Annotated in this window: 20 protein-coding genes and 1 tRNA gene; 16 read left to right on the top strand and 5 right to left on the bottom strand. The window is 34.3% G+C overall.

Annotated elements, in window-relative coordinates:
- Window positions 1-9 precede the first annotated feature (9 nt).
- A complete protein-coding gene (aas, locus tag J4T76_RS03070; protein ID WP_267356009.1) occupies window positions 10-2,151 on the bottom strand; it encodes a bifunctional acyl-ACP--phospholipid O-acyltransferase/long-chain-fatty-acid--ACP ligase in 2,142 nt (713 codons plus the stop codon).
- Window positions 2,152-2,349: 198 nt separating this feature from the next.
- Between aas and J4T76_RS03065 the strand changes: the two genes are divergently transcribed.
- A complete protein-coding gene (locus tag J4T76_RS03065) occupies window positions 2,350-3,324 on the top strand; it encodes a hypothetical protein (RefSeq protein ID WP_267339671.1) in 975 nt (324 codons plus the stop codon).
- A 56-nt stretch (window positions 3,325-3,380) separates the two neighbouring features.
- Here the strand turns inward: J4T76_RS03065 and gpsA are convergent, their stop codons facing one another.
- The 3 genes from gpsA to J4T76_RS03050 are packed head-to-tail and all read right to left on the bottom strand — an operon-like array spanning window position 3,381 to window position 5,373.
- Window positions 3,381-4,394, bottom strand: coding sequence for an NAD(P)H-dependent glycerol-3-phosphate dehydrogenase (gpsA, locus tag J4T76_RS03060; RefSeq protein WP_267354518.1), 1,014 nt, complete (start codon window positions 4,392-4,394; stop codon window positions 3,381-3,383).
- Between the two features lie 39 nt (window positions 4,395-4,433).
- Entirely contained in the window at window positions 4,434-4,907 is a 474-nt protein-coding gene (gene secB, locus J4T76_RS03055) for a protein-export chaperone SecB (RefSeq protein WP_267339668.1), read from the bottom strand.
- Window positions 4,908-4,932: 25 nt separating this feature from the next.
- Window positions 4,933-5,373, bottom strand: a complete 441-nt coding sequence (locus J4T76_RS03050) for a rhodanese-like domain-containing protein (RefSeq protein WP_267339666.1) — start codon at window positions 5,371-5,373, stop codon at window positions 4,933-4,935.
- A gap of 555 nt (window positions 5,374-5,928) precedes the next feature.
- Between J4T76_RS03050 and glnA the strand changes: the two genes are divergently transcribed.
- The 11 genes from glnA to fruA all read left to right on the top strand — a co-directional run bounded on the left by glnA (window position 5,929) and on the right by fruA (window position 18,910).
- Window positions 5,929-7,338: a glutamate--ammonia ligase gene (gene glnA, locus J4T76_RS03045; RefSeq protein ID WP_267339664.1), complete on the top strand. Its 1,410-nt coding sequence runs from the start codon at window positions 5,929-5,931 to the stop codon at window positions 7,336-7,338.
- A 67-nt stretch (window positions 7,339-7,405) separates the two neighbouring features.
- Entirely contained in the window at window positions 7,406-8,452 is a 1,047-nt protein-coding gene (gene glnL, locus J4T76_RS03040) for a nitrogen regulation protein NR(II) (protein WP_267339663.1), read from the top strand.
- A gap of 14 nt (window positions 8,453-8,466) precedes the next feature.
- Window positions 8,467-9,906 (top strand): nitrogen regulation protein NR(I), encoded by a 1,440-nt coding sequence (gene glnG / locus J4T76_RS03035; RefSeq protein ID WP_267339662.1) that lies wholly within the window; start codon window positions 8,467-8,469, stop codon window positions 9,904-9,906.
- Window positions 9,907-10,073: 167 nt separating this feature from the next.
- Window positions 10,074-11,030: a siderophore ABC transporter substrate-binding protein gene (locus J4T76_RS03030; RefSeq protein WP_267339661.1), complete on the top strand. Its 957-nt coding sequence runs from the start codon at window positions 10,074-10,076 to the stop codon at window positions 11,028-11,030.
- A gap of 7 nt (window positions 11,031-11,037) precedes the next feature.
- Complete coding sequence (locus tag J4T76_RS03025; RefSeq protein WP_267339660.1) at window positions 11,038-11,997, top strand: ABC transporter permease; 960 nt, start codon at window positions 11,038-11,040, stop codon at window positions 11,995-11,997.
- The gene (locus tag J4T76_RS03020) at window positions 11,987-12,958 is read left to right on the top strand and encodes an iron chelate uptake ABC transporter family permease subunit (RefSeq protein WP_267339658.1); all 972 of its coding nucleotides are present in this window, start codon (window positions 11,987-11,989) and stop codon (window positions 12,956-12,958) included. The genes J4T76_RS03025 and J4T76_RS03020 overlap by 11 nt, the downstream gene beginning before the upstream one ends.
- A complete protein-coding gene (locus J4T76_RS03015; protein ID WP_267339656.1) occupies window positions 12,955-13,710 on the top strand; it encodes an iron ABC transporter ATP-binding protein in 756 nt (251 codons plus the stop codon). Before J4T76_RS03020 ends, J4T76_RS03015 begins: the two co-directional genes overlap by 4 nt.
- Window positions 13,711-13,831: 121 nt before the next feature.
- Window positions 13,832-14,896: a catabolite repressor/activator gene (gene cra, locus J4T76_RS03010; RefSeq protein WP_267339655.1), complete on the top strand. Its 1,065-nt coding sequence runs from the start codon at window positions 13,832-13,834 to the stop codon at window positions 14,894-14,896.
- 173 nt (window positions 14,897-15,069) lie between these two features.
- Window positions 15,070-16,266, top strand: coding sequence for a fused PTS fructose transporter subunit IIA/HPr protein (gene fruB / locus J4T76_RS03005; protein ID WP_267339653.1), 1,197 nt, complete (start codon window positions 15,070-15,072; stop codon window positions 16,264-16,266).
- A gap of 2 nt (window positions 16,267-16,268) precedes the next feature.
- Window positions 16,269-17,204 carry a 1-phosphofructokinase gene (gene fruK, locus J4T76_RS03000; protein WP_267339651.1) on the top strand — a complete coding sequence of 312 codons (936 nt, stop codon included), beginning with the start codon at window positions 16,269-16,271 and terminating at the stop codon, window positions 17,202-17,204.
- A gap of 8 nt (window positions 17,205-17,212) precedes the next feature.
- Window positions 17,213-18,910, top strand: a complete 1,698-nt coding sequence (gene fruA / locus J4T76_RS02995) for a PTS fructose transporter subunit IIBC (RefSeq protein ID WP_267345136.1) — start codon at window positions 17,213-17,215, stop codon at window positions 18,908-18,910.
- A gap of 54 nt (window positions 18,911-18,964) precedes the next feature.
- Here fruA and J4T76_RS02990 read toward each other — a convergent pair whose 3' ends face one another.
- Window positions 18,965-19,540, bottom strand: a complete 576-nt coding sequence (locus tag J4T76_RS02990; protein WP_267345137.1) for a TIGR00730 family Rossman fold protein — start codon at window positions 19,538-19,540, stop codon at window positions 18,965-18,967.
- A 145-nt stretch (window positions 19,541-19,685) separates the two neighbouring features.
- On the opposite strand from J4T76_RS02990, the gene J4T76_RS02985 reads away from it, so the two are divergent.
- The 4 genes from J4T76_RS02985 to J4T76_RS02970 all read left to right on the top strand — a co-directional run bounded on the left by J4T76_RS02985 (window position 19,686) and on the right by J4T76_RS02970 (window position 23,278).
- Window positions 19,686-19,761 (top strand) — tRNA-Asn (locus J4T76_RS02985).
- 182 nt (window positions 19,762-19,943) lie between these two features.
- Window positions 19,944-20,672: an outer membrane protein gene (locus tag J4T76_RS02980; protein ID WP_267339647.1), complete on the top strand. Its 729-nt coding sequence runs from the start codon at window positions 19,944-19,946 to the stop codon at window positions 20,670-20,672.
- A 374-nt stretch (window positions 20,673-21,046) separates the two neighbouring features.
- On the top strand, window positions 21,047-21,784 hold the full coding sequence (locus J4T76_RS02975) for a carbonic anhydrase (RefSeq protein WP_267339646.1): 738 nt from the start codon (window positions 21,047-21,049) through the stop codon (window positions 21,782-21,784).
- A 585-nt stretch (window positions 21,785-22,369) separates the two neighbouring features.
- The gene (locus J4T76_RS02970; RefSeq protein WP_267356010.1) at window positions 22,370-23,278 is read left to right on the top strand and encodes a DUF5655 domain-containing protein; all 909 of its coding nucleotides are present in this window, start codon (window positions 22,370-22,372) and stop codon (window positions 23,276-23,278) included.
- The last annotated feature ends 7 nt before the right edge of the window (window positions 23,279-23,285 follow it).

Raw genomic sequence — 23,285 nt, 5'->3', positions numbered from 1 at the left:
ATCCTTAAATTATTGGTCAGCCATTTTTCGTAAGGTCATAAAATCAACTTTACCTGTACCAAGAAGCGGTAACTCTTTAATAATACGAATATCACGCGGTATAGCTAATGCAGGAATACCCAGTTCTTGAGCTTTTAGATTGAGTTGTTCTCGATTTAACTCAGATGATGTGGTAAATAATACAATCGCTTCTCCTTTAGCAGCATCACTTTTTACTGTTGCACCGTGCATCGCTTGAGGATCGACTTTTTTAGCAAGAGCTTCAACACTTTCTAATGAGATCATTTCACCTGCAATTTTAGCAAATCGTTTCACTCGTCCTTTGATTGTCATAAAACCTTGATTATCAATATAAACAATGTCACCGGTATCATACCAATCTTTTTCCGATTGTCCTTGTTCATTGGTCACAATTGGTTTTTCCAGTTTACCTGGGTTTTCTACTCGTAAGTACCCTTTCATAACATTAGGCCCCTTAACGAGCAATTCTCCGCCATCAGAAATACCTGGAATTGAGATTAATTTAGCTGTCATACCCGGTAATAAACGGCCTACAGTACCAGTTTTAAATGCCATTGGAACATTCAGTGATACAACCGGTCCGCATTCAGTAACACCATAACCTTCTAGAATACGAATGCCATATTTATCTTTCCATTGTTCACGAACTGCGTCAGATAGTTTTTCCGCACCAGCGATCACATAACGTAGTCGCATAAAATCATACGGGTGCGCATAACGGGCATAGTTAGCCAAGAAAGTGGGTGTACCAAATAGAACAGTACAATCTTGGTCATAAATTATTTCAGGCACCATACGATAATGTAAAGGATTGGGATATAAGAAAGTACGGCTACCAGAAAATATTGGTAAAAATAGTCCAGCGGTGATACCAAAAGCATGGAATAAAGGTAATGCAGACATAAATCGGTCGGCAGGCGTTGGGTCAATCACGGTTCGAATTTGCTCAACATTGGCAAGTAAACTACCATGACTATGCACAACACCTTTGGGATTACCTTCAGAGCCTGATGTAAATAGTATTAAAGCTTCGTCATCACAGGATTGATCTTGTTTAACCAAACGCGGAATAAATTGGTGAACGGTAACATAAAGCTTATCGGTAAATGTTAAACTGTTACGTAAATCTTCTAAAAAATACCATTTAACATTTTTGATTTCTTCAAGTAAATAGTCGAGTTTTCCTTTTTGGATGAATTTACGTGAAGTGATAATAGTTTTGATTTCAGTTGCAGTGATAGCGCAGGTTAAACCTTTTGTTCCTGCAGTATAATTGAGCATTGCTGGAATGCGGTTTTTTACCGATAAACCAAAAATGGTAGCAACGGTAATAGTTGAATTGGGTAATAGAACTCCAACACGTTCTTTTTTATTAGTGAATTTAGAAACGATGCAACTAATGCCAATAATTTGTTTGATGAGATTGCGATAAGATGCTTCATTAGTTGTAGGATCTTGTACCATTCGTGATTTCACGCCATAGCGCACTTGAGCTTCAAGCAATGCTTCAAAAAGGGTTAATTTTGGACGACTTCCCATTCGAGCATTCATCATTATTTGATGAAGTCTTTCACCGGCAATATAGCGTCTTTCGCTAGCTTTAGGTGCATTAGGCATAGGAATGGATGTTGGTTCAAGCACATGAATCACTATTTTGGGGAATAAGTGGCGTTTAAATAATCCTTTTAAGCGGCTGGTGATGGTAAATTCAGCACCTTCAATCCAGACAGGTACAATGGTTGCTTGAGATCGGGCAGCAACAAAAGCAGCACCATCATAAACTTTCATTAGTGAGCCTGTAACTGTAATTCTTCCTTCAGGAAAAATTACAATAGGTCGGCCTTTTTCAATTTCACGAACTAAGCGTTTAATAGCCATTGGGTTAACGGGATCCATTGGCACAAAGTCTACATAATGTTTAGCTAAGCGTACTAACCAATGATTGATATAACCTGCGTAGATAGCAAATACTGGTCTTACTGGTAAAAAAACGCCGATTAGAATACCATCAAGGAAAGAAACGTGATTGGGTGTGATAAGCAATCTGTCTTGTTCTAAATTTTTAAAATTACCATGAACTTTGACATGGAATAGCATCTTTAATAAGATTTTTAATGTTTTAAATAACATCTGAATTCTCAATTATCGTGTAAAATTGCACCATGTAATAATAGTGAAAATAATTAAAATATACAAGAAATGTAAATATTATTAAATAAACAATATAAAACATATTGTTATGTATTAAGATGGTGATGTTCAATCTAAAAATAGATGATAAATACATAAAATACGTAAATAAATAGTAAAGAACAATAAGGGATCAAAATGCTCATTTTAACAGCTAAAGATATTGAAAAATTCTACACTATGTCAGAAGCAATAGCCGCTGATAAACAAGCTTTAAAAATTTATACTCAAGGAAAAAGTGATGTACCATTACGTATCAATTTCGATATGCAAAAAGGACAATGCTTGTTTATGCCGGCCTATATAAAAGGTCAAGATATTGTCGGTATTAAAATAGTTTCGGTATTTCCAGATAATCCCAAATTAGGTAAACCCTCTGTACCGGCTCAAGTCATGATGATCGATCCACAAACTGGTGAAGTCTGTGCCATGTTAGATGGTACTTTTGTGACCCAACTTAGAACGGGCGCTGTGCAAGGTGCTGCAACCGATCTTTTAGCCCGTAAAGATTCTAAGCGGGCAGTGTTGATAGGTACAGGTGGACAAGCTGCTTCACAATTGGAAGCAATGTTAACCGTTCGTCCATTAACAGATGTGGCAATCTTTGGACTTGATGCTAATAAAGGGCAACAATTTACCGAAGCAATGAAGAAAAGATTTGAACATTTTTCTGTTAATCTTTATTTTTCTTACAATATTGATGAAGATATTCATCAAGCGGATATCATTACCTCTGTCACCACGTCAAAAGAGGTAACTTTTAATGGAGATTTAGTTAAGCCAGGCACTCATATCAATGGTGTAGGGGCATACATGCCAGACATGCATGAGATCCCAAGTAATATTGTAGAAAAAGCCGAAATTCGAGTACTTGATACGAAAGGAGGTGTGTTTGCTGAAGCGGGGGATATTATTGATCCGCTTCACCAAAAAATAGTATCAAAAGATGATTTTTTAGAATTAGGTGATTTAATTTTAAATCCGCAACTTTGTCGTCAAAATGAGCAGCAAATTACTTTATTTAAATCGGTTGGAACAGCAGTACTTGATGTCTATGTTGGTTATGACATTTACCTTAAAGCAAAAGAAAATGGTATTGGCTTAAACATCTAAAAAAAACCTGAAATTTGTAAAAAAGTTTCAGGTTAACTATACATTTAAGTAAAAGATTAGCTTTTTAACTCTTCTTTTTTAGAGCGTCCAAGTAATGCCATGGCAGCTTGTTTGGGATCTTTATGCTCATATAAAATTTGATATATTTGTTCAGTAATAGGCATATCAACATGGTACTTTTGAGCGAGTGACCAAACCTCTTTTGTGTTTTTACAACCTTCGACAACTTGAGCAATGATATTTTGGGCCTCTTGAATAGATTTATTCTGACCAAGTAATATTCCAAAGCGACGGTTACGGGATTGATTGTCTGTGCATGTTAAAACTAGATCGCCAAGTCCTGCCATTCCCATAAAAGTTGCAGGATCAGCTCCCAATACTTCACCTAAACGCATCATTTCGGCGAGTCCTCGGGTGATTAACGCCGTTCTAGCATTAGCACCAAACCCTAAACCGTCTGAAAGACCTGCGCCGATAGCAATAACATTTTTTATTGCGCCACCGAGCTGTACTCCTATAAAGTCTTTGCTACTATAAACACGAAAACTTTTACTACAGTGAAATAGACTTTGCAATTCAGATAAAAATTGCTCATTAGTTGATGCGACGGTTACTGCTGTTGGAGAACCTGAAGCCACTTCTTTGGCAAATGTTGGTCCAGAGATAACCGCTAATGGAATGTGATCACCCAAAATTTCTCGAGCTACATCTTGTAACAATCTGCCTGTATCAACTTCAAGCCCTTTTGTTGCCCAAACAATTTTGTTGTCTTTTCTTAAAAACGGCTTAATTTTTTTCAAAATACTACCAAAAGCGTGGCTTGGTACAACAATTAATAAAACAGGTGAAGCCGCAACTGCGGTTTTTAGATCGGCTTCAATTTGAAGCTGGTCAGGAAAAGGAATATCCGGTAAAAACTGCCTATTTTGCCTGTCATGCTGCAAAACAGTCATTTTATCAGGGTTATGTCCCCACAATAATGTAGGGTGGCCATTTCGAGCTAGCAAGATAGCTAAAGACGTTCCATAAGAACCCGCTCCAATAACTGTCACGGCAGCATTTTTTTTCATAATAATCCAAAAAACTTTCTATTGATTTAAACACTACAACTATTGCAATGTTTCGGTTGACTCAGCTTCAGCTTGTTGCTGAATATAGTTCATATATAGTGCTTCAAAATTTACTGGTTCTAAATTTACTTGTGGGAATGATCCTTTATTTACTAAGTTAGAAATCACTTCACGTACGTAAGGGAACAAAATATTTGGGCAATAAGAACCAACACAATGTTGAACTTGGTTTTCATCAAATCCAATAAGTGAAAAAATACCGGCTTGGGTCACTTCACAAATATACACAATCTCATCTTGCTGTTTTACCGTGACCGTCACACGTAATGCAACTTCATAAACCCCTTCATTTAAGATTTGCGAGGATGAATTTAACTCTAAATTCATATCGGGTTGCCATTGTTTAGTAAAAATTTCAGGTACATTATTAGTTTCAAATGAAACATCTTTAGTATAAATACGCTGAATTGCAAATTGTGTTTCAGGTTGTTGTGTATTATTTTGTTCTGTCATGATAAAACCTTATTTTTGAATAATATTATTTTTTAACTAGTGGTAAATTTTCGCCATTCCAGCCTGCAATGCCATCTTTCAATACAGACACATTTAAAAAGCCTTGTTTGACAAGTGTTTCACCAATACTCGCTGATGATAAACCATTTTCGTCAATCAAAATTATGGTGTTTTCTTTAAATTTCTCAATTAATTTTGAACTGGAATTTTTAATATCGATAGGCAAAACATTATGAGCGTCGGTGATATGACCTTTTTTAAAGCTATCAGCCGATCGAATATCAATAATAACTGCATTTTCTTTGTTAATCATATGGATTGCTTGAGCATTATCAACAACTCTAACTTTTGATAGTTTACTTTTAATAGTTAATACAATAATTGTGATAAATAGTGCAATCCAACCTAATGAAAGCAAAAGATGATTTTTTACAAAAGGTAGAATTTCGAGTGTTATAAAGTCCATACTTATATAATTACCTAATTTTTTAATAATAAGGCAAGATTATAACGGTATTATGCATTGAAATACAGAGCTAAAGGAGAAAACTTAATTTACATGGAACCGTATTAATTTAAGGTTGGATTTTAGATAACTTTAATAAGTTATCTTAATTTTATGTTTTTTATAAGCCTATTTTAGTTATGTGCTGTTATTTAAAATCCAATTATGCATTATTCTTTATTATTCATGTTTTTTGTTTGGTGATTAGATGATTCGCTTAAGAAAAATGTCAATTTAAAAAACGAAATGGATCTTGCATAATGACTTATATGGTAAAATTTCTCTATTTTAGGGCATTAAAACGATAATTTTTTGAATGATGAGTAATTTTGGTGCGTTGATTTGGTGCTTATTGCTTTAATTTGGTGCAATTTGTGCATTTATGTTACTATCATCAAAGATAAATCCACTAAAACAATATGATTAAAGAATGGCATCATATTTGCATAATTATAAACAATTCGGCAAGAATGCCTTTTAAACTGAACAATTATTTGTCCTCAATGGAGAAGATACATGTCTATACAAAGAGTTTTAACGCTAATTAAAGAAAATGATGTGAAATTTGTTGATTTACGTTTTACTGATACTAAGGGTAAAGAGCAACATGTTACTATTCCGGTTAGCCAAATTGATACTGATTTTTTTGAAGATGGTAAAATGTTTGATGGCTCATCAATTGCAGGTTGGAAAGGTATTAACGAATCAGATATGGTATTAATGCCAGATTCATCAAGCGCGGTTATTGACCCATTTTTTGAAAGTGTGACATTAAATATACGTTGTGATGTTTTAGAACCAGCTACATTGCAAGGTTATGATCGTGATCCTCGTTCGATAGCTAAACGTGCAGAAGACTTCTTAAAATCATCAGGTATTGCTGACACTGTTATTTTTGGACCAGAACCTGAGTTCTTTTTATTTGATGATGTACGTTTTGGTTCGCCGATGTCAGGCAGTTTTGTTCATATTGATGATATCGAAGCGGCTTGGAATTCAGGCACTAAATATGAAGAAGGTAACAAAGGGCATCGTCCTGGTGTAAAAGGGGGGTATTTTCCACTTCCACCGGTTGATTCATCACAAGATATTCGCTCTGAAATGTGCTTGATTATGGAACAACTTGGTTTAATCGTTGAAGCTCATCACCATGAAGTTGCTACAGCAGGTCAAAACGAGATTGCTTGTCGTTTTAACACATTAACTAAAAAAGCTGATGAAGTTCAAATTTATAAATATGTTGTTCAAAATGTTGCTCACGCCTATGGTAAAACTGCAACGTTTATGCCAAAACCAATATTTGGTGATAACGGTTCAGGTATGCATTGCCACCAATCACTTGCTAAAGATGGAGTAAACCTTTTTGCGGGTGATAAATATGCCGGTCTATCTGAAATGGCATTATTTTATATTGGTGGAATTATTAAACATGCTAAAGCAATCAATGCATTTACTAACCCAGCCACTAACTCTTATAAACGTTTAGTACCAGGTTATGAAGCACCAGTTATGCTTGCTTATTCAGCTCGTAACCGTTCTGCATCTATTCGTATTCCTGTTGTTACAAGCCCTAAAGCTCGCCGTATTGAAGTTCGTTTTCCCGATCCATCAGCGAATCCATATTTAGCGTTTGCAGCACAGTTAATGGCTGGTTTAGATGGCATTATCAATAAAATTCATCCAGGTGATGCGATGGATAAAAACTTATATGATTTACCACCAGAAGAATCTAAATTAATTCCGCAAGTGGCTGGCTCATTGGAAGAGGCACTAGAAGCATTAAATTTAGATCGTGAATTTTTAACTCGTGGTAACGTATTTACTAATGACACTATAGATGCTTATATCGATTTAAAACGTCAAGATGTGGATCGTGTTCGTATGACACCACATCCAGTTGAATTTGAATTGTATTATAGTCTATAAGTAAAAACTTTATATCTTAACCACCACTATTTAGTGGTGGCTTCTTTAAGAGGACGGAAATCCAACGATGACATTTGATAATGAATCTGATGCTAATCTTGTTCTCGATTCGATGATCACAAGTATTTTGTTATTAGATAAGAAACTCAATATTTTTTATGCTAATACTGCCGCACAACAATTACTAGCGCAAAGTTCCAAAAAATTATTAGAAAGTTATTTTCCAGATTTATTGAGTTATTTTTCCTTAGATATTGAATTAATGCTTAATGCATTAGAAAAAAATCAAGGTTTTACGGATAATGAAGTTAATTTAGTTGTTAACAATGAATTGCATATCTTATCGTTAACGGCACAATTATTAACAAATGGTCATGTATTGATAGAAATGGCTCCATTAAATAATCATAAGCGCTTGAGCCAGGAACAATTGCAACAAGCCCAACAAAGTGCAGCACGAGAATTAGTTAGAGGGCTTGCTCATGAAATAAAAAATCCACTTGGTGGTCTTAGAGGTGCCGCTCAATTATTATCACGTGAACTACCTAAAAATGAATTGCAAGATTATACACAAATAATTATTGAACAAGCAGATAGATTAAGAAATCTTGTAGATAGGTTACTTGGTCCCCAACAGCGATTGCAGCAAAAGGAACAGAATATTCACAAAGCAATTGAGCGAATATATGCACTGCTTTGTTTAGAAAAACCTTTCAATGTTGTTATTTTACGTGATTATGATCCCAGTTTGCCTGAATTCATTCATGATTCAGAGCAGATTGAGCAGGTGATTTTAAATATTGTTCGTAACGCTTTACAAGCTATTGGTTCTAAAAGTGGAACTATAACAATTAGAACAAGAACAGCGTTTCAAGTTACTTTACATGGCCAGCGTTATCGTCTATGTGCGCGCATAGATATTGAAGACAATGGACCAGGTGTTCCTGTTCAGATACAAGATACACTGTTTTATCCAATGGTAAGTGGTTATGAAGGCGGTACGGGTATTGGGCTTTCAATTGCACATAATATTGTCGATCAACATCACGGTAAAATTGAATTTAATAGTTGGCCTGGGCATACAGAGTTTTCTGTTTATCTGCCAATTAAGTAGTGAGGTAAATTAAAATGAATGTTTGGATTGTTGATGATGATAGCTCTATTCGTTGGGTATTAGAAAAGGCGTTAACCAATGCTCATTTTAACTGTATTAGTTTTTCAAGTGGTCAAGAAGCAATAGATGCTCTAGTTAATAATCCACAAAAGCCCGCAGTGTTAATCTCAGATATAAAAATGCCTGGGCTGGATGGTTTTACATTACTTCATTATGTTAAAGAACAATATCCTGATTTACCTGTTATTATTATGACAGCCCATTCAGATCTTGATGCTGCAGTGAATGCATATCAAAGAGGAGCTTATGATTATATTCCTAAGCCATTTGATGTTGATGAAGTAATTCAACTCGTAGAGCGAGCAATAATTCAAACTCAAAGTAGTAAAAATAGTAATAATACAACCTCTAAAGCGTCAACAGGTATTATTGGTGAAGCACCTGCAATGCAAGAAGTGTTTCGTATTATTGGGCGTTTATCTAAATCTTCAATAAGTGTTTTAATTAATGGAGAGTCTGGAACGGGTAAAGAACTTGTTGCTAAAGCACTGCATACTCATAGTCCTCGCTCGCAATCACCATTTATCGCGCTTAATATGGCTGCAATTCCTAGAGACCTTATTGAATCTGAACTGTTTGGGCATGAAAAAGGTGCCTTTACAGGAGCAGCTCAAATTCGTCATGGACGATTTGAACAAGCTAATGGCGGTACATTATTTTTAGATGAAATTGGGGATATGCCACTTGATGTACAAACAAGATTATTAAGAGTGTTGGCTGATGGACAGTTTTATCGTATTGGTGGTTATTCGCCAGTCAAAGTCGATGTACGTATTATTGCGGCAACTCACCAAGATTTAGAAGCGAGAGTGAGAGAAGGAAAATTTAGAGATGATCTGTTTCATCGTTTAAATGTTATTCGTATTTTATTACCTCCACTACGTGAGCGAGCTCAAGATATTCCAAAACTGGCAGCACATTTTTTACACACTACGGCAAAAGAGTTGGGGGTAGAAAGTAAAGTATTGAGTCTTGAAGCCTTAGATGTTTTATGTAAGTTTAATTGGTCAGGTAATGTTCGTCAGCTTGAGAATGCTTGCCGTTGGGTCACAGTTATGTCTTCTAGTAAAGAAATACTTGTGCAAGATTTACCACCAGAGTTATTGCAATTAAATGTGCCTAAAAACATTTTAAGTCGGGATGTTAGCATTAAACAGAGTAATCAAGAACAAATAAATATTGAATGGCAATATCAGCTCGAACAGTGGGCTAAAGAAGCATTACTTGCAGGGAAAGTTGGCATTTTAACCAAGGTCGTTGCTGATGTTGAGCGTATTTTATTAAATTGTGCCTTGAATTTTACTCGTGGGCATAAACAAGATGCCGCCCATCTATTAGGTTGGGGGCGTAATACATTGACTAGAAAGCTTAAAGAGTTATCTGATGATAAATAATTTATCATGCTCTAATGCTGTTTTTATCAAATTCTTTAGTATTATTTTGCTGTTTGTTTAAAGTTCATTGAACACTTATTTATTTTTAGTTACAATTTGGCGTAAATGATAATTATTATATTTATCATTTATGCGCTTTTGAACTAAGCTAATAATTAGGAGTTACAATGTATTCATCTATCAAAATTAAATTTTTAGTATTACTGGCCGCTTTATTTGCGTTGGTTGGTTGTGACAATAAAAAAGATACACCTACCGATAATAAAACATCAATCGTTATTGAACACGCCCAAGGTAAAACAGACGTTCCTGAAAATCCGAAAAAAGTAGTGGTATTTAATACTGCAACATTAGATATTATCGATGCATTAAATATTCCTGTTACAGCGGTTCCTCAATCAGATGTACATTTTCCAGAGTTTTTATCAAAATATGCAGACAAAGCTTATACTAATGTCGGTACTTTATTTGAACCAAATTACGAAGTACTAAGTACACTCCAACCCGATGTGATTATTGCTGGTGGACGTGCAAATGATGCGTATAAAAAATTAAGTGACATTGCACCGACAATCTCGCTTGATCTCGATCCAAATAATTTCTTAGCTAGCTTAACGCAACGTACAGAACAGTTAGGTCATATTTTTGGTAAACAACAAGAAGCTAAAAAATTACTTGCTGATTTTAATCAAAAAATTGAACAGTTAAGTCCAAAAGCAAGCACAGCAGGAACAGCCTTAGTTATTATGATTAATGGTGGCAAAATGTCTGCTTATGGACCAAAATCACGTTTTGGCTTCATTTTTGATGTACTTGGTTTTAAACCTGCAACCATATTTCAGGAAGCAGGGCTCCATGGTAATGCGATTACTTCTGAGTTTGTACTAAGCGTTAATCCTCAATGGTTATTTGTTCTAGATAGAGACAATGCAATTGGTAATAAAGAAGCTCAATCAGCACAGCAAGTTTTAAATAATGAATTAATTTCTAAAACGGATGCATGGCAACAAAATCACATTGTTTATTTAGATTCAACATCAATGTATATTTCAGGTGGTATTCAAACTTATAGTCGTTTAATGGACCAAATAAGTGATGTTTTAAACAAAACATCAGCTAACTGAATAAACCATGACTAAAAGAGTTTATTTTATTGCAGGCATTGTTTTTTTATTAACAATGACTGCATTGAGCTTATTTATTGGTGCAGGGCATGTAAAGTTAGTCGATCTTTGGTCTGACAGTAATATGCAACAAATTTTTTTTGTTAGTCGCGTTTCCAGAACGGTGGCTTTACTTTTAGCGGGTAGTGCCATGAGCATTGCCGGTTTAATAATGCAACTCCTTACCCAAAATCGATTTGTCGAACCATCTCTAGTCGGAACTACTCAATCAGCTAGTTTGGGTTTATTAGTGATGATGGTACTCGCTCCAGGCGCAAGTGTTATGATGAAAATGTTGGTAGCGAGTTTGTTTGCTATGGCTGGTACCGTGTTATTTATGTTTATTTCTCGCAAAATTATTTTTAAAACAGCCCTTATGGTACCACTTATTGGAATGATGCTTGGTGCAGTAATTAGTGCCATTTGTACTTTTTTTGCTATGTATTTTGATTTATTGCAATCTCTTGTAGGTTGGGAATCCGGTGATTTTTCAGGTATTTTACAAGGTCGTTATGAATTATTATGGTTAGTAGGGGGCATCACCTTGTTTGCTTGCTGGAGTGCAGATCGTTTTACGGTTGCGGGACTGGGACGTGACTTTTCTGTTAATGTTGGGCTTAATTATAATCAAGTGATGTTAACCGGACTTATTGTGGTAGCTCTTATTGGTGGGATTGTTGTTGTCGTTGTTGGTGTATTGCCATTTTTAGGTTTGATTGTTCCTAACATAGTCAGTTTAATGTTTGGTGATAACGTTCGTAAAACCATCCCTTGGATATGTTTGTTCGGAAGTGGGTTAGTGTTACTTTGTGATATTATTGGACGAGTTATCCGCTATCCGTTTGAAATACCTGTTAGTGTAATTCTTGGTGTGGTGGGGGCAATTATTTTTTTAGTGTTGTTGAGTACTAAACGTCATGCTAGTTAATCAAAAACGCCTCATTTCAACTCGAAAAACCATAGTATTTTTACTAATTATTGCCGTTTTTTGTGTTGTTTTATTTATGGCATTTAATTTAAAAGGTAATATTAGTTACATTCTACGCCATCGGGCTTGGATTGTCTTAACAATGATTTTAGTGGCTTTTTCTGCTGCAACTTCGACTCTGCTTTTCCAAACTGTTACGAATAATCGAATTTTGACCCCTTCTATAATGGGATTTGAATCTTTGTTTGTGTTAATTCAAACGATGATAATCTTTTTTATTGATGCGCAAGGTATTCCTTATATTGGCATTGTTGGTAAATTTGTCTTTGAATCATTACTGTTAATTTTATTTTCTCTATTTTTGTATCGAGGTTTATTTACCAAACTTAAACAAAATCTGCATTTAGTTTTATTAATTGGGATTATTTTAGGGACACTGTTTCGTAGCTTTTCCAATTTACTACAACGTTTAATGGCTCCGAGTGAATTTGCAGTATTGCAAAGCCGAATTTTTGCAACATTTACTCGAGCTGAACCCGTATTAATTGTCTTTTCGTTAGTTATTTCCAGTATAATTGGTCTTTTTTTATGGCGAATGCGATTCAAGTTTGATGTACTGGCTCTAGGACGTGATAATGCGATTAATCTAGGTGTCGATTATCAAAGAAGTGTCACCATTATTTTATTACTCGTTTCGGTTTTAGTTTCAATATCAACAGCACTTGTTGGTCCTTTTACTTTTCTTGGTCTGCTTATTGCCAATTTAGCGTATAGCATCAGTGGTTCCGGTCAACATCGCTTTTTATTACCAACAGCTTTTTTATTAGGTGTGATTTTTCTTGTTGGTGGACAGATGTTTTTAGAACATGTTTTAAATATGGTAGGTGCATTATCTATTGTAATTGAATTTATTGGTGGTTCATTGTTTATCTTCTTATTATTGAAAAAGGTTCCAATGTGATAGAAATTGATAATATTAGTAAAAAATATCAAACTTTACCGGTATTAAAAAATGTGAGTGCAACAATATCACAAGGTGGTATTACAGCGATTATTGGTCCAAATGGTGCAGGTAAATCGACATTATTATCAATTATTAGTCGATTATTACTAGCTGATGAGGGCCTAGTAAAGATTCAAAACATGGATGTGGTTAATACGCCAAGTGATAAACTTGCAACCTATCTTTCAGTATTAAGACAAGAAAATCGTTTTACTAGTAGACTTACTGTTTCTGAGTTAGTAGGTTTTGGTCGATATCCTTATAGCAAAGGGCGATTAACTAAAGATGATTTAGCACATATTAATCGCGCTCTTGAATTTTTAAATTTAACAGAATATAAAGATCGATTTTTAGATGAACTTTCAGGAGGACAACGACAACGTGCTTATGTTGCAATGGTTCTTTGTCAAGACACAGAATATGTATTACTTGATGAACCTCTAAATAATCTTGATATGAAGCATGCGGTTGCAATGATGAAACAGTTACGTCGTGCAGCAGATGAGTTGGGGAAAACTATTGTTATTGTCATTCACGATATTAATTTTGCTTCGGTCTATTCTAACTATATTCTTGCAATGAAAAATGGAGAATTAATTTATCAGGGAAATCCAAATCAGGTAATGGATTCAACTATTTTAGAGGATATTTTTGATACTCCCGTTAAAATAGAAAAAATACATAATCAAAATATCGCAATCTATTATTGATAGATAATTAATTCTAATAATAAAGACATTACATATGTATAAGTAAATAAAGAAACGATTGTTTACTATTCTCTCTGATTCATGTTAAATAAATGACAATATTTTTGCCGAGATAATAATAATGAAATTAGAGGAAATTGCACTAATAGCTGGCGTTTCAAAAACAACGGCTAGTTACGTTATTAATGGAAAAGCAAAGAAATATCGCGTTAGTGATCAGACAATAGAAAAAGTAATGTCAGTTGTAAAAGAGCATGATTATCAGCCAAATGCGGTTGCAGCCGGACTTAGAGCGGGTAAAACTCATACTATTGGCATTATTATTCCCGATTTAGAAAACATCAGTTATACTCGTATTGCTAATTACTTAGAACAGTTAATAAGAAAAGAAGGTTATCAAGTATTACTTTCATGTTCAGAAGATGATCCCAAAATTGAAAAAGAGTGCGTTAAGCATCTTCAACAACGACAAGTTGATGCGTTAGTAATTTCCTCATCATTTGTTTCCGCCAAAGATTATGTTTTTTATGACGATTGGCAAAATACAAAAATTCCATTATTTGCTCTTGATAGAATTCTATCCAGTACTAAATTTAGAAATATAGTTGGTGCGGATAAACAAGACTCCAAAACCTTAGCACAAGCGTTTAATGATGTTGTTCATGGTTCTATGGTTTATCTAGGAGCCTTACCTAATCTATCGGTTAGTCAACTTCGTTTAGATGGATTTAATGATATTAGACTTAATCATTGTAATCATGATAATGAGAATAAAATTGATTTCTTATATGCAACTAATTATAGTCGTCACGACGCTGATATCGCTTTTAGTCAATGGTTAGAAGATCATGATTTGCCTGATGGCATTTTTACGACCTCTTTTTCCTTGCTTCAAGGGACTATTGACGCAATCTTAAGAAAGTTCGGTCATTTACCTGAAACATTAACTATTGCTACTTTTGGTGATAATGAATTATTGGATTTCTTACCTTGTAAAGTTATATCACTTTGTCAAGATCATAAAGAAGTTGCTAAAATGACGATAAAAATGTTATTAAACTGTTTGAAAAATGAGAATTATCAGCCAGGAACCACAGTTATTCCTAGACGACTAATTTACCGTGGCAGTTTAAGTCGGGATCGAACTTTAATGAAAAAGGATCATTTTAACAAAATTTTTTGTTAAATTTTATACAAAAAGAAGATCCAGATCACATATTTTCTATTAATAGAGATAATTTATTTGATAATTAATATAATTCTCGTCATTATTGCTGAAACGATTCAATTAAGTTATTTAAGTAAATAATATGAATTATGTTAGATGATTTAACATAGCAACCCAGAGGTATTTATTATATGTTTCATTTAGTTAAAGAAAATATCCATTTAAATGAACAAGCCCCTAACAAAACTGAGGCGATAAAAAAAGTAGCTGCTGCTTTAACAAGTGCAGGATTTGTTGAGGAAGGATACGTAGATGGAATGCTCGAACGCGAAGCTCAAGCAGCAACTTATCTGGGTATTGGTCTTGCTATTCCACATGGTACAACTAAAACTCGTCATTTAGTAAAAAAAACCGGTGTGCAAGTTTTTTGCTTTCCTAACGGAGTTGAATGGGGTGATGATGGCGAAAAAGCTTATCTAGCCATTGGTATTGCAGCAAGTTCTGATGAGCATTTAGAATTACTTCGTCAATTAACACATGTACTTAGCGCTGATGGTGTTGAAGAACGCATTAAAAATATTCAATCAGCAGATGAGGCAATTGCGATTTTAACGGGAAAATCGAGCATAGAAGATAGCCAATTTAGTATAACTGAATCTTCTTTATTATTGGATATTCCTGCGGATAGTTTAGGAACTTTACAAGCATTAAACGCTTCACGTTTAAAACAACAAAGTGCAGTAAATGCTAATTTTATTACTAATGTACTGGATAATAAACCTAACTATTTGGGTAGCGGCGTTTGGTTCAATGATAGCAAAGAAGGTAACCTAAAAAATGCGATTGCAATTAGTCGTACAATAAGCGATCTAAATGAAGACGGTAAACCAGTTAAATTGTTGATTACCATGTCGATGATGAATGATGCTATTGATAACGTAGTAAATAATTTAGCTTCTTTAGCCTTTAATCAAAAATTGGATCTTTTACTGTCAGCTGATATTGATAAAATTATTGATTTGCTTGTATCTAATGATCAATCTGCGGTATCAAATCAACTTGAGACTCAATCGTCCAATGCAAAACAAACTTCAGATACAAATAATCCAATATTAACTCGTGAATTTATTGTTCCAAATGAAAATGGCTTGCACACTCGCCCATCATCGGTATTAGTTAAATTAGTGAAAGAATTTAAAAGTAAAGTTACTGTTGCAAACCTTGATGGTAAAGCTGAACCTGTTAGTGCGACAAGCTTAATGAAAATTGTTGCTCTTGGCGCTAAAAAAGGCAGTCGATTACTATTCACAGCAGTAGGTGATGATGCTGTTCAAGCACTAGATGCGATTGGAAAAGCTATTGAGAGTGGTTTAGGTGAGGGTATTTAATCATGACTTATCGTGTTGCAACTATCACTTTAAATCCTGCTTATGATCTATTAGGTTTTTGTCCAAAAGTAGAACTTGGCGATGTTAATTTAGTTCAAACTAATGCATTACTTGCTGCTGGCAAAGGCATCAATGTTGCTAAAGTATTATCTGATCTTGGTATTAAATTAACTTTGGGTGGATTTTTAGGTAAAGAAAATCGTGATGGTTTTAATTTACTATTTAATTCACTTAATGTTGAGGATAAATTTCAATCTATAGCGGGTCGTACCCGCATTAATGTTAAATTGACTGAGGAAAATAGTGAAGTTACTGATTTAAACTTTTCTGGTTTTACTATAACAGAGCAAGATTGGCAAAGTTTTGTTACCGATTCTCTCGAATGGTTAAAAAATTTTGATATGATTGCAATTAGTGGTAGTTTGCCTGCCGGAGTGTCTCTGGAAAAGTTCACAGAATGGATGAAACAAGTGAAAGCAATTTGTCCTAAAGTGGTCTTTGATAGTAGCCGTGATGCGTTAGTTGCAGGATTGAAAGCTAAACCGTGGTTAATAAAACCTAATGACAAAGAGCTTGAAATGTTTGTAGGACGCAAGTTGTCGACGTTAGCTGAAATAAAAGCTGCTGCTATGGAACTTATCAATGATGGCATAGAAAACGTTGTCATTTCACTTGGTAGCAAAGGTGCTTTGTGGGTAACTAAACATGAAGCATGGTTAGCAAAACCACCAAAATGTCAGGTAGTAAGTACCGTTGGTGCTGGTGATTCAATGGTTGGTGGATTAATGTATGGACTTATGACCAGTCAATCAATTAAAGACACCTTAGTTTTCGCCTCAAGTGTTGCTGCGTTATCTGTTGGACAAGCCGGAGTTGGTATTGCTGATCGTCAGGCTGTAACCAATATGTTGGATAAAATTGAAATAATTGCTGGATAGGAGTATTCATGAATATTTACATAATAGAGGGGAATAATGCAGGCCCTGTTAATGGACGTTTAGCTAAAGCTGAATTGGTTTTAGCTGCTAATTCATTAAATTTTAATATCGTCGATAGTGTGGCATCAGCAGAGGTAACTGTTGCTATCGGATCAGGTGATGTCAGTGATAAAACCGTGATCGGAAAAAAAGTTTATGTAGTTAGTGATCTCAATGATATTTTTGCCAATCCTAAACAAATACTCAAAGATGCACAAAGTAAAGCTGCTATTTTCGCACAATCTAAACATAGTGACACAAGTTCAGTATCGGGAAGTGGTGTAAAACGTATTGTTGCGGTAACTGCTTGTCCAACAGGTGTTGCGCATACTTTCATGGCAGCCGAAGCGATTGAAGAAGAAGCAAAAAAACGTGGTTGGTGGTGTAAAGTTGAAACACGTGGCTCAGTTGGTGTTGGCAATGAATTAACACCAGAAGAGGTGGCTTCAGCTGATGTTGTGATTGTAGCATGTGATATAGAAGTCGATTTAAGCAAGTTTGCAGGTAAAAAGATGTATCGAACTAAAACCGGTCCTGCACTGAAAAAAACTGCACAAGAATTAGATAGAGCATTTGAAGAAGCGACAATCTATCAACCAACACGTTCTGCTTCAACAACAAAATCGAGTAATGAGAAGAAAGGCATCTATCAGCATCTATTAACAGGCGTCTCTTATATGTTACCAATGGTTGTTGCGGGTGGATTAATCATCGCTTTATCGTTTGCTTTTGGTTCATTTGAAATGGTTGATGGTGTACAAAAACTGGTTGGTGAATCTCATTTAGCACAAATTGGTGGGCTTGCATTCTCACTTATGGTACCTTTACTTGCTGGTTATATTGCTTATTCTATTGCTGATAGACCTGGCTTAGCTCCTGGACTTGTAGGTGGTTTGCTGGCTGTCTCTACGGGTGCTGGATTCTTAGGTGGTATTATCATAGGTTATTTTGCTGGTTACTTAGCAATGTTAATCTCAAAGTATTTACCATTACCGAAAACACTTGAAGCATTAAAACCAATTCTTATTGTACCTTTACTTGCTACATTAGCTACAGGTTTAGTCATGCAGTTTATAGTTGGTACGCCGATCGCATGGTTAATGGAAGCCTTAACTGGGTGGTTGAAATCAATGGGAACCGCCAATGCTGTTTTGTTAGGTGCACTTTTAGGCGGTATGATGTGTACTGATATGGGTGGACCAATTAATAAAGTTGCTTATGCGTTTGGTACAGGTTTAATTTCAGCTCAAGTATACGCACCAATGGCGGCGGTTATGGCAGGTGGCATGGTTCCTCCTTTGGCTATGGGTATTGCTACATTAATTGCTCGTAAAAAATTTGCTAAAGCTGAACAAGAAAGTGGTAAAGCTTCATTAGTACTTGGTTTATGCTTTATTTCTGAAGGAGCGATTCCATTTGCGGCACGTGATCCATTACGAGTGATTCCTTGCTGTATTATTGGTGGGGCAATTACAGGCGGTTTAGCGTTAGCATTTGGTTCACAGCTTATGACACCACATGGTGGATTATTCGCTTTAGCTATCCCTGGAGTAGTGAAGCCTGTTGGCGGTTATTTACTATCAATTTTAATTGGTTCTCTTGTTTCTGGTGTTGCCTATGCGGTATTTAAACAACCTGAATCAAGCACAGAAACGGCTTCTGCTTAAATTATTTATTTATACTAAAATGCCATCAATTGATGGCATTTTTTATTTTTTGAATTATTTTTTTACCCAACGTTGTAAATCTTTAGCAGTAAAATCGTCCATTTTTTGTAGAATAGATTGTGGATCATTAGACACAATTAAAGTTTTATAAAAACTTTCTCTAATAAAACCTTCATCGACAGCATGCTGTAAAAAATTCATCATAGGCTCCCAAAATTTGGCTGGATTATACAATGAAACTGGTTTTTCATGATAACCAATTTGCATACCAGTCCAAACTTCAAAAACCTCTTCTAAAGTACCAGTTCCTCCTGGCATAGCGATAAATCCATCGGCTAATTCACAAAGACGTGCTTTACGTTGATGCATATTTTCAACAACTTCTAAACGAGTAATGTTATGGTGTGCTGTTTCTGCTTTGACTAGTCGCTCTGGAATAATTCCAATAACTTCGCCTCCATGAGCTAAAACTGAATTGGCGATAACAGCCATTAAACCTTTATTTCCACCACCATAAATTAATCGTCTATTTTGGTTTGCAATTAATACCCCTAATTGTTCTGCCGCTACACGATATTCTGCGCGATTACCTTCACTTGCACCACAAAACACACAAATATTTTTTTTCATAACTATTTATTTACCTTGACCATATAATTTTATCTATTTTAGCATGCCATTAAGAGATTTGATTACAAGCTGAGCAATTAAATTTAAATATTGTTTTTCACATTGACATAATCATTATAGATCGTTACTATCTTACCCCGAGTGTTCCTCCATAGTTCAGTCGGTAGAACGGCGGACTGTTAATCCGTATGTCACAGGTTCAAGTCCTGTTGGAGGAGCCAATTTTAACCCACTCCCTTTATTTTTATCATTCCTCTATCGTATATCTTATATAAATAATTAGTTGTTACCTTCAGCTTTTATAAATTTCTTATTTTTTATTGCTTTATCTTATTTGCTCGTTTAAACTTGCCACGTTAATTAAATGACAAAAAAGTAATTTAAAAGGAAAGGAAAATAAAATATGAAAAAAACACTTATTACTCTGGCAACTATCGCCTGTTTCCCAGCGTTTGCTCAAACTGAAACGATAGGAATATATCTAGGGGGTCAATTAGGTGCGAGTATTTTGAAGGCTAACAGCATTAAAGATACATTGTCTTATTTCGATGAGTCCGAAACGGTTAAAATTGGATCTTTCAAAAACGGTAAAATCGCAGGGGCGTTAAATATTGGTTATAACTTCAAATATGATTATGAACTTCCCCTTCGTACTGAGCTATCTTTTACAATACGCGGTAATTCAGATAAAAAATACCGTCACGCTTATAGTGATGTAGATTTGGAAGACGATTATCTTCAAACTAGCGATAAACACAAAGTTCGCATGAATACTTTGATGGTAAATGCATACTATGATATTGAAACTAATTATTCCATTACTCCTTTTGTTGGAGCTGGACTAGGTATTGCTTTCACTAAGTTGGATCAGAAATACTCAGGATATTATAAAAGTGAATTTACTGAAGAATCAGCTTCAGTTGGCATATCAGATACTAAAACAAAATTTGCTTGGAATGTAGCTGCTGGCGTAACATATAACATTGACGAAAATGTCGATATTGATTTTACCGCACGTTATGTTAATGCTGGTAAAACTTCTATAAAAACCAATATTGAGGGTGTTAATGTAAAAGCGAGCGCTAAATTAAGTTCGATGGATTTCTTAGCAGGTATTCGTTACACCTTCTAATATTATATTTTAACGGTAAAGGGCATTTGCCCTTTTTTATTTTCTCACTAAATGCAAATTAGACTACAACAACTCAATATTTATATCTTTAATCATAGGGTGTTATTTCAAACAAACCTAGAAGAGTTTTACTTCTTAATTTTCGATTTATAATCCTATCTTCATCATTATAGACCCCCTAATTATTGATAGGTTATCTATAGCATAAACTATAAAACAGACTGACTAGATTGATAATTTTTTGATTAAAATTATTTCGTCTTACAATTAAAAAAATAATAAAAAAAAGAAAAAATAATGTTAATCTCGTGTAGTAAGGTTATTTTTTGTGACGTATAATTTGTTTTCCTTTAATTTATTAATGTAAATCTAAAATGAAACAAAACATAATAATTGTAGCACTAATGTTAATTAGTCTATCTTGTACGGCAGCAGAGGATACTTCACATTGGGGATATGAAGGTCAAGAAAAACCAGAAAACTGGGGTAAATTATCCATTGAATATTCTACATGTGAAAACGGAAAAAATCAGTCACCTATTAACATTGACCATGTTTTAAAAACTCATCATGAAAATTTAAAGTTTTCTTTTGAGGCTGGTAAACAAGAAATTATTAATAATGGACATACTATTGAGATTAGTGTTTCTGGAGATAATCAATTAACGTTGGACGATCAAATTTTTAAATTACAGCAATTCCATTTTCATACAATAAGTGAAAATACCATTAAAGGTAAACATTATCCAATGGAAGCCCACTTTGTTTACAAAAATAAAGATGGAGAGCTTACCGTAGTGGCATTAATGTTTGATTATGGTAAGGAGAATCAAGAAATAGCAAAAGCATGGCAACAAATGCCAACAGAATCAGGCAATAAAACTATTTTAGATAGAACAATTGATATTAAAAAATTATTTCCTAAAAAATTGGATTATTATCGCTTTAGTGGATCACTTACCACTCCACCTTGTACAGAAGGTGTAAGATGGATTGTATTTGAAAAATCAGTTACTGCTTCAGATGAACAAATTCAAAAATTCCATTCAATCATGCATCATGACAACAACCGACCAGTTCAACCATTGAATGGAAGGGTAATTGTTGATTAATGTCCAAATGGCTATATCGAATGTATTTAGATAGAGCCTATTCTAACAAATTGTGTTTCAATTATAAAAAAATTTTTAATTTTTTTATAATTGAAATTTGAAATAAGAAATTACTTATAAATGCTTTGCAACTTATCACGCAACATCTAAAGTCGAATCACATTCTACCACATCAGTCCTATTTGCATTTTTTACGCCGCTATCATTTTGCTTAGTTGAAAACGCTTTAGACCATGTGTTACCTGATAATTCAAATGCGAAATTGAAATATACCCTAGCATTATCAATATTCGTCATGCCATAAGTAAATTTAGTTTTGGCATGATTAACAATTAGTCTACGAACAATATAATTTATCTACTAATTTTAATGAATCACTGAAATTAATTGAGACTTCGACCCAGACGGGAGTTGAATCCTTTTATAATAAATTGATTAATTGAATAAAAATAGTTTAATTTTTTGTAGACCAATTTAAGTGCTGATTAGGTTAATATTCGTAATATCTTTATTTTTATACACAATGAAAAAAAACACGAAATCGTTTATTCTATAAAAAATGATGAGATTGATTAGGAAATAATGATGCAAATTTTTACAAATAAAAGTCAAAAATTGACTATCTTAAAAGAAAAACCATTCAAACTAGAAAAAGAGATCCAGTCATTATTTGAACATAATTTAGATATTATTGGTAATTTAACTTTTGTAAAATCTGAATTCAAAATTAAAGATTACCGCATTGATACCCTAGCTTATGATACCGAAGCAAATGCGTTTGTCATTATTGAATATAAACGTGAACGTAATTTTAGTGTTATTGATCAGGGCGTGACCTACTTAAATCTTATGCTGGATTATCAGGCTGATTTTATTGTCGAGTATAATGAATCTTGCCAAGCGAATTTAAAACGTCATCAAATTGATTGGTCGCAAAGTAAAATTATTTTTGTTTCCCCTGCATTTACTGATTATCAAAAACAATCGACTAACTTCAAAGATTTAGCCATAGAACTATGGGAAATTAAACGGTTTGATAATGACTTAATTTCGATTAACCCTATCAAACGTTCTAAGTCGGCACCAAGTATTAAACAAGTACAACATACTAAAGATTCGGCATTAGATAAAGTAACCAAAGAGTTAGTTGTATATGATGAAGACTACCATTTAGAGGATAAATCAGATGACGTTCTAGAGCTTTATGAAAGCTTTAAGAATGCTATTTTAGCATTATCGACAGATCTAGAAATCTCACCTAAAAAATTTTATATTGCTTTTAAACAGGGTAAAAATAATATTGTTGATATTCATATTCAAAGTAAATCGTTAAAGATATGGATTAACGCCAAAAAAGATGAACTTGATGATCCCAAAAAACTCACTAAAGACGTTTCGAATGTTGGTCATTGGGGAAATGGGGATTATGAGTTGACGGTAACTGATACTAAGAATTTAGAATATATTATGAGTTTGGTAAAGCAGGTGTTGTAAGAAACTA

It is taken from the genome of Gilliamella sp. B3022 (assembly GCF_028751545.1).
Taxonomy (GTDB): domain Bacteria; phylum Pseudomonadota; class Gammaproteobacteria; order Enterobacterales; family Orbaceae; genus Gilliamella.
The sequence above is the reverse complement of the archived record's forward strand: the minus strand, read 5'-3'. Positions and strand labels throughout refer to the sequence as shown.

Coding starts and splice junctions, on each gene's coding strand:
- aas (WP_267356009.1), bottom strand. CDS start 2,151: ATGTTATTTAAAACATTAAAAATCTTATTAAAGATGCTATTCCATGTC.
- J4T76_RS03065 (WP_267339671.1), top strand. CDS start 2,350: ATGCTCATTTTAACAGCTAAAGATATTGAAAAATTCTACACTATGTCA.
- gpsA (WP_267354518.1), bottom strand. CDS start 4,394: ATGAAAAAAAATGCTGCCGTGACAGTTATTGGAGCGGGTTCTTATGGA.
- secB (WP_267339668.1), bottom strand. CDS start 4,907: ATGACAGAACAAAATAATACACAACAACCTGAAACACAATTTGCAATT.
- J4T76_RS03050 (WP_267339666.1), bottom strand. CDS start 5,373: ATGGACTTTATAACACTCGAAATTCTACCTTTTGTAAAAAATCATCTT.
- glnA (WP_267339664.1), top strand. CDS start 5,929: ATGTCTATACAAAGAGTTTTAACGCTAATTAAAGAAAATGATGTGAAA.
- glnL (WP_267339663.1), top strand. CDS start 7,406: ATGACATTTGATAATGAATCTGATGCTAATCTTGTTCTCGATTCGATG.
- glnG (WP_267339662.1), top strand. CDS start 8,467: ATGAATGTTTGGATTGTTGATGATGATAGCTCTATTCGTTGGGTATTA.
- J4T76_RS03030 (WP_267339661.1), top strand. CDS start 10,074: ATGTATTCATCTATCAAAATTAAATTTTTAGTATTACTGGCCGCTTTA.
- J4T76_RS03025 (WP_267339660.1), top strand. CDS start 11,038: ATGACTAAAAGAGTTTATTTTATTGCAGGCATTGTTTTTTTATTAACA.
- J4T76_RS03020 (WP_267339658.1), top strand. CDS start 11,987: ATGCTAGTTAATCAAAAACGCCTCATTTCAACTCGAAAAACCATAGTA.
- cra (WP_267339655.1), top strand. CDS start 13,832: ATGAAATTAGAGGAAATTGCACTAATAGCTGGCGTTTCAAAAACAACG.
- fruB (WP_267339653.1), top strand. CDS start 15,070: ATGTTTCATTTAGTTAAAGAAAATATCCATTTAAATGAACAAGCCCCT.
- fruK (WP_267339651.1), top strand. CDS start 16,269: ATGACTTATCGTGTTGCAACTATCACTTTAAATCCTGCTTATGATCTA.
- fruA (WP_267345136.1), top strand. CDS start 17,213: ATGAATATTTACATAATAGAGGGGAATAATGCAGGCCCTGTTAATGGA.
- J4T76_RS02990 (WP_267345137.1), bottom strand. CDS start 19,540: ATGAAAAAAAATATTTGTGTGTTTTGTGGTGCAAGTGAAGGTAATCGC.
- J4T76_RS02980 (WP_267339647.1), top strand. CDS start 19,944: ATGAAAAAAACACTTATTACTCTGGCAACTATCGCCTGTTTCCCAGCG.
- J4T76_RS02975 (WP_267339646.1), top strand. CDS start 21,047: ATGAAACAAAACATAATAATTGTAGCACTAATGTTAATTAGTCTATCT.
- J4T76_RS02970 (WP_267356010.1), top strand. CDS start 22,370: ATGCAAATTTTTACAAATAAAAGTCAAAAATTGACTATCTTAAAAGAA.